The 5544-nt window shown below is 42.7% G+C and carries 3 protein-coding genes, 23 tRNA genes and 1 rRNA gene; 1 reads left to right on the forward strand and 26 read right to left on the reverse strand.

Annotated features, from left to right (window positions below; translation table 11 throughout):
- Positions 1–263 precede the first annotated feature (263 nt).
- Positions 264–665, reverse strand: coding sequence for a hypothetical protein (locus E2K98_RS29850; RefSeq protein WP_133340587.1), 402 nt, complete (start codon positions 663–665; stop codon positions 264–266).
- Between the two features lie 322 nt (positions 666–987).
- On the opposite strand from E2K98_RS29850, the gene E2K98_RS29855 reads away from it, so the two are divergent.
- Positions 988–1179, forward strand: a complete 192-nt coding sequence (locus E2K98_RS29855) for a DUF1272 domain-containing protein (RefSeq protein WP_133340589.1) — start codon at positions 988–990, stop codon at positions 1177–1179.
- A gap of 488 nt (positions 1180–1667) precedes the next feature.
- Here E2K98_RS29855 and E2K98_RS29860 read toward each other — a convergent pair whose 3' ends face one another.
- The 25 genes from E2K98_RS29860 to rrf form a co-directional block, all read right to left on the reverse strand.
- Positions 1668–2942, reverse strand: a complete 1275-nt coding sequence (locus E2K98_RS29860) for an IS110 family RNA-guided transposase (RefSeq protein WP_133340591.1) — start codon at positions 2940–2942, stop codon at positions 1668–1670.
- A gap of 258 nt (positions 2943–3200) precedes the next feature.
- A tRNA-Arg gene (locus tag E2K98_RS29865) sits at positions 3201–3274 on the reverse strand.
- A 10-nt stretch (positions 3275–3284) separates the two neighbouring features.
- Positions 3285–3375, reverse strand: a tRNA-Ser gene (locus tag E2K98_RS29870).
- 11 nt (positions 3376–3386) lie between these two features.
- Positions 3387–3461 (reverse strand) — tRNA-Asn (locus E2K98_RS29875).
- A 22-nt stretch (positions 3462–3483) separates the two neighbouring features.
- Positions 3484–3557 (reverse strand) — tRNA-Ile (locus tag E2K98_RS29880).
- 6 nt (positions 3558–3563) lie between these two features.
- Positions 3564–3637 (reverse strand) — tRNA-Gly (locus E2K98_RS29885).
- 17 nt (positions 3638–3654) lie between these two features.
- Positions 3655–3729 (reverse strand) — tRNA-Gln (locus tag E2K98_RS29890).
- Between the two features lie 16 nt (positions 3730–3745).
- Positions 3746–3821 (reverse strand) — tRNA-His (locus E2K98_RS29895).
- 10 nt (positions 3822–3831) lie between these two features.
- Positions 3832–3905: transfer RNA gene (locus E2K98_RS29900), tRNA-Trp, on the reverse strand.
- Positions 3906–3909: 4 nt separating this feature from the next.
- A tRNA-Tyr gene (locus E2K98_RS29905) sits at positions 3910–3994 on the reverse strand.
- A gap of 13 nt (positions 3995–4007) precedes the next feature.
- A tRNA-Phe gene (locus E2K98_RS29910) sits at positions 4008–4080 on the reverse strand.
- A gap of 46 nt (positions 4081–4126) precedes the next feature.
- Positions 4127–4200: transfer RNA gene (locus tag E2K98_RS29915), tRNA-Asp, on the reverse strand.
- 5 nt (positions 4201–4205) lie between these two features.
- Positions 4206–4279: transfer RNA gene (locus tag E2K98_RS29920), tRNA-Met, on the reverse strand.
- Between the two features lie 17 nt (positions 4280–4296).
- Positions 4297–4389 (reverse strand) — tRNA-Ser (locus E2K98_RS29925).
- A 7-nt stretch (positions 4390–4396) separates the two neighbouring features.
- Positions 4397–4470: transfer RNA gene (locus tag E2K98_RS29930), tRNA-Ile, on the reverse strand.
- 14 nt (positions 4471–4484) lie between these two features.
- Positions 4485–4558, reverse strand: a tRNA-Met gene (locus E2K98_RS29935).
- Positions 4559–4577: 19 nt separating this feature from the next.
- Positions 4578–4650 (reverse strand) — tRNA-Ala (locus tag E2K98_RS29940).
- 24 nt (positions 4651–4674) lie between these two features.
- Positions 4675–4751: transfer RNA gene (locus tag E2K98_RS29945), tRNA-Pro, on the reverse strand.
- Between the two features lie 8 nt (positions 4752–4759).
- Positions 4760–4836, reverse strand: a tRNA-Arg gene (locus tag E2K98_RS29950).
- 11 nt (positions 4837–4847) lie between these two features.
- Positions 4848–4930, reverse strand: a tRNA-Leu gene (locus tag E2K98_RS29955).
- Between the two features lie 44 nt (positions 4931–4974).
- Positions 4975–5047 (reverse strand) — tRNA-Lys (locus tag E2K98_RS29960).
- Between the two features lie 18 nt (positions 5048–5065).
- Positions 5066–5141 (reverse strand) — tRNA-Thr (locus E2K98_RS29965).
- Between the two features lie 20 nt (positions 5142–5161).
- A tRNA-Val gene (locus E2K98_RS29970) sits at positions 5162–5234 on the reverse strand.
- Positions 5235–5273: 39 nt separating this feature from the next.
- A tRNA-Glu gene (locus E2K98_RS29975) sits at positions 5274–5348 on the reverse strand.
- Positions 5349–5390: 42 nt separating this feature from the next.
- Positions 5391–5507: ribosomal RNA gene (gene rrf, locus E2K98_RS29980) — 5S ribosomal RNA — on the reverse strand.
- Positions 5508–5544 lie beyond the last annotated feature (37 nt).

Consider the following 5544-nt stretch of genomic DNA (forward strand, 5'->3'; position numbering starts at 1 on the left):
ATAGTTTCTGTTCGTCAGTTCGAGAATTTGCCTCCAGCTTCCTTCAGATTCCACCTCACGGTGGACACCCTTGCTATTGGCTAACAGTTCCTACTGCCAAGCCTGTAGTGGACTTTCACCACCAAGTTATCGCCCATGCCGGGCGCACACAAGAAAAAAGAGCCGCAAATACGACTCTTTGTTAAACTCAAGCTACCCGTTTGTTGAAGAGAGAGCGACTTTTGATCCACTCTAAAATGAATCTGCTATGCTCCTTTCTTTGCTCACTGTCTGAAAGTTACAGTTGCTTCTCTGACACATTCCCATGCTCCACAAATAAACGTAACTCTTACATCTAACTCAAATTCTCCAGTTCCTGAAACTTCTATCCTGTCGTTCCCAACTTTACGTGTAGGTCCCACGAGTTCTGCATTTCCTGAAATCGGAAATAACCTCCATTCATATACAGTATCTCGGTCATGTCCAATACAAAGCCCAGAACACACCAAATCAGCATCTGCAAAGTATACCCCGCGAGTGGCTGTTCTTCTAATACCTGGTCCTCTGAGACGTGAATCCGAGCAACATGAATTTTCTTCACCTACTCCATTACAACTACAATTACAACGGTCACTTCGATTACTTCTCATATCCGCCCAACCAGGCTCATTTCGCCTATCTAACAAAATAATCACCTCACTTTAGAGCTTGTACTGACAATTTATTCAGGATTAAAAAGAGTTCTTGACATTTTAAAAAAATCAACCATTTAAGCCACTCTCTAAACAAACCTGTCCCGTTAGTGGAACAAGAAAAGAGTCGCAGCAACGACCCAGCTTAAGCACATTTCTTCACAATATGTTCGTAAGACGACAATATTGTTATATTGTCTTATTCATAGACAACCCGCACATTGTCCCCATTATTAATATAAAAACTGTCACTTTTATTGAACATGTAAAGATGGTAAATTCATCCTATAAACATTAGAAAGGAGCATCCAATAAAATGACATTAGAAATGCGAAAAAAATGTGAAAGTTGTAATGCTTCAATTGATGACAATTCTTTCGCTTTTATATGTGTCTATGAATGTACTTTTTGCTCTCCATGCACTGAAGAAATGAATAGTATTTGTCCAAATTGTGGAGGAGAACTTGTAAAAAGACCTAGGAAGCCACAAAATGTTTGTTCACTTTAAAGTTTTTAAACAGGGATTATCCCTGTTTTTTATTATTATGGTTCAAATACACATTATTCGTTTTTCTTCTTCTACTCCCTCAGTTTAATACGAATATCTATCGAATGCTCACTTATTCGCAGGATTTCATAACCCTTGTAATTTGGATTTAAGTGTAATTGATATGAGTTCAGATCATTTGACTTCATGAAGGCATAGTTAAATAAAGGAGTCAGCTACCACTCCATATTTTACCATATAATGTACAACTCCACGCCGCCCCTGGAGGCTTTCCCTCCCATGTCTCAACGGGTCAATTGCCCTCTCATTCCTTCGTCATGCCTATCCAAGGGGTGGAGGCCAGTTATGCTAAACTGATGGGTCACAGTGCCCTTTTGTTGAAGAAACCTGGTACTCCGTACATATTTGAAATCCTACGAATAAGACAACATTCAAAATTAAAGTTTAGAATATTAATTAATACATTTTATATATCAAATGTTTTAATTCTAAGCTGCTATAGGGATTAATACTTGGACTTTACTTGGACAATAAGACTCATTACTTCGTGCTATTCCCACAAAAATCCTTGCTAGTTTACCTATCAGTTTCATGATTGATTTCATTTTCTTTATCTTCTTTACCTTCACATTATGGGAGTGGACAGCTTTAAACTCAGGGTTATTCATCACAAGGCTCATTGTTGCTAAGTAGAGGAATCGCCTTAGCCTAGACCTTCCACGCTTTGAAATGACAATCTGTCCTTTCCATTTTCCTGAACTTGCTTCAGCTAGATGCAATCCTGCATGACGTAATAGAGAGTTGCCGTGAGAGAATCCGCTTAAGTCTCCTGCCTCACCTAGTATCCCAGCTAATGAAATTTCACTTATTCCCTTAATCATAAGTAGTTTTTTCACGAATGGTATTTTGTTGAGGACATCTTTAACTTGTTCTTCAACTCTTTCGAGTTGTTTTGCAGCGAGGTCATATTCCTCTAATAATTGTTCTAAATGGAATTTATAAGCATCAAGTGCTTGTCCGGTTCCAATAGAAGATTTTGCTAGATTGATCAGTAATTGAGCTTTTTTAGGTCCTGGTTGTCGTTTCATTAAAGACTTCCACCCTCTCATGACATCTAGTGTTTCAAGTGAAGATATTTCATCCGGTGTAGGAAATAAACGAAGGGTTGCGATGGCCCCTTTGCACGAAACATCTTTAAACACTTGTCTCAGTTCTGGAAAGACTATATCCACCCATCGATTTACTTGATTAATAGACATCACGAGACGTTTAACAATTACATCACGGTTCGAAATTAGAACTCTAAGTTTCTCAAAGGATTCTGATGTTGGACGAACAAAGGAATAATAGCCGTTTTTCACCATATCCGCTATAACGAGGGCATCTTTTTTATCACTCTTCGATTGAGTATTGTCACGATTCTCTTTATTCCTTTTTACTAAGTGGGGATTTACAGTAACTACCTCAATGTTTTGTTTATCCAGCCATTTTGATAGGTTAATCCAGTAATGTCCTGTAGGTTCCATACCCACTATTGTTGAATCTAATTTTTTTAATTTTTGTAAGTTTTGAATCCAACTTAATAGTTTTACGAATCCCTCTTCATTATTTTCAAATGAAAGTGGATCTCCAACTACAATACCACGGAAGTTAACAGCTCGAGCAATGTGTAGTTGTTGAGCGATATCCACACCAACAATAAGGTGTGTATCGGAAATTCTTTCTATTAGTTGATTTTGTTTGTCTTGCATTTTAAAATTCATAGTAGGGCTTCCTCCTTAAGACAATGAGTTTAGATTGGTCTCTATACTCGTATCTTACTGAGGGGCTCTATTTTTTTCAAACCTGATATTTAACGATCTACAGGAATGCTAAACTGCCCCGTTAGTTTAAGTGAAAATCTTCACAATCTATTCACCATGACCTTACAACAACGATAAGAACATAAAAAAACCCTGTTTAAATTAATACAGGATTTTAATCAAACTTTATTTTATATATTCAATCGTTTTTTACATTTACGCGCCTTAGAGGATTCGAACCTCTGACCGTACGCTTAGAAGGCGTATGCTCTATCCAGCTGAGCTAAAGGCGCATTATAGGAATGGCGGAGAAGGAGGGATTTGAACCCTCGCGCCGGTTTCCCGACCTACACCCTTAGCAGGGGCGCCTCTTCAGCCACTTGAGTACTTCCCCATAAAATAAAATGGCTCCGCAGGTAGGATTCGAACCTACGACCGATCGGTTAACAGCCGATTGCTCTACCACTGAGCTACTGCGGAACAATTAGAATATTTATGATGATGGGCCTAAATGGACTCGAACCATCGACCTCACGCTTATCAGGCGTGCGCTCTAACCAGCTGAGCTATAGGCCCAAAATATGGAGCGGGTGATGAGAATCGAACTCACAACATCAGCTTGGAAGGCTGAGGTTTTACCACTAAACTACACCCGCCCTATAAAAAGTAAGAATGGCTGGGCTAGCTGGATTCGGACCAACGAATGACGGAGTCAAAGTCCGTTGCCTTACCGCTTGGCTATAGCCCAAAATCATTTAATGAAATGGGGCGGCTGATGGGAATCGAACCCACGAATGTCGGAACCACAATCCGATGCGTTAACCACTTCGCCACAACCGCCATAATAATATGGCAGGGGTAGTAGGAATCGAACCCACACTGAAGGTTTTGGAGACCTTAGTTCTACCTTTAAACTATACCCCTAAAATGGTGGAGGGGGACGGATTCGAACCGCCGAACCCTGAGGGAGCGGATTTACAGTCCGCCGCGTTTAGCCACTTCGCTACCCCTCCATATAAAAAAAGATGGCTCAGGACGGAATCGAACCGCCGACACAAGGATTTTCAGTCCTTTGCTCTACCGACTGAGCTACTGAGCCATAGAAAATCTATATCAACAGTAGTCATCCTACTGGGATAAAAGTACGGTCCGGACGGGACTCGAACCCGCGACCTCCTGCGTGACAGGCAGGCATTCTAACCAACTGAACTACCGGACCATATATTGCGGAGGCAGGATTTGAACCTGCGACCTTCGGGTTATGAGCCCGACGAGCTACCAGACTGCTCCACCCCGCGATAATAATAAAATTTTATGGAGGAGGAAGAGGGATTCGAACCCCCGCGCGGTTTGACCCGCCTGTCGGTTTTCAAGACCGATCCCTTCAGCCAGACTTGGGTATTCCTCCATATAAATGGACCCTGTAGGACTCGAACCTACGACCGGACGGTTATGAGCCGTCTGCTCTAACCAGCTGAGCTAAGGGTCCATTAGTAATTTTAATAGCGGCGGAGGGGATCGAACCCCCGACCTTACGGGTATGAACCGTACGCTCTAGCCAGCTGAGCTACACCGCCATTTATAATAAAAAATGAATGGAGCCTAGCGGGATCGAACCGCTGACCTCCTGCGTGCAAAGCAGGCGCTCTCCCAGCTGAGCTAAGGCCCCATGTTGTTAAAAATAATTCTCGAATGGTCGGGAAGACAGGATTCGAACCTGCGACCCCTTGGTCCCAAACCAAGTGCTCTACCAAGCTGAGCTACTTCCCGTAAAAATATGGCGCGCCCGAAAGGAGTCGAACCCATAACCTTCTGATCCGTAGTCAGACGCTCTATCCAATTGAGCTACGGGCGCTACTATTTAAATGGTGCCGAGGACCGGAATCGAACCGGTACGGTAGTCACCTACCGCAGGATTTTAAGTCCTGTGCGTCTGCCAATTCCGCCACACCCGCAATATTGAAAGTTATTTTGCTACCGCAAAAAACTCTGATGAGCCATGAAGGACTCGAACCTTCGACCCTCTGATTAAAAGTCAGATGCTCTACCGACTGAGCTAATGGCTCAAAAAAACAAAAAATAAATGGTGCCGGCTAGAGGACTTGAACCCCCAACCTACTGATTACAAGTCAGTTGCTCTACCAATTGAGCTAAACCGGCACAATTTAAAAAATTATTGATGGAGGATGACGGGATCGAACCGCCGACCCTCTGCTTGTAAGGCAGATGCTCTCCCAGCTGAGCTAATCCTCCATTGTGGTAAAAGTTATTTTCGCTTGCACGAAAAAACTTTGGTGACCCCTACGGGATTCGAACCCGTGTTACCGCCGTGAAAGGGCGGTGTCTTAACCGCTTGACCAAGGGGCCAACTATAAAATTCAGCAAAATAATAGCCCCTAAAGGGGCTTAGCCTGGCAACGTCCTACTCTCACAGGGGGACAGCCCCCAACTACCATCGGCGCTGAGAAGCTTAACTTCCGTGTTCGGTATGGGAACGGGTGTGACCTTCTCGCCATTATTGCCAGACTATTTTATTTGAGGTATCATTCCCTCAAAACTAGAT

It is taken from the genome of Bacillus salipaludis (assembly GCF_004358205.1).

Bases quoted from the DNA above. Each gene is read 5' to 3' on its own strand.
- E2K98_RS29860 (WP_133340591.1), bottom strand. From the start codon at position 2,942: ATGAATTTTAAAATGCAAGACAAACAAAATCAACTAATAGAAAGAATT.
- E2K98_RS29855 (WP_133340589.1), top strand. From the start codon at position 988: ATGACATTAGAAATGCGAAAAAAATGTGAAAGTTGTAATGCTTCAATT.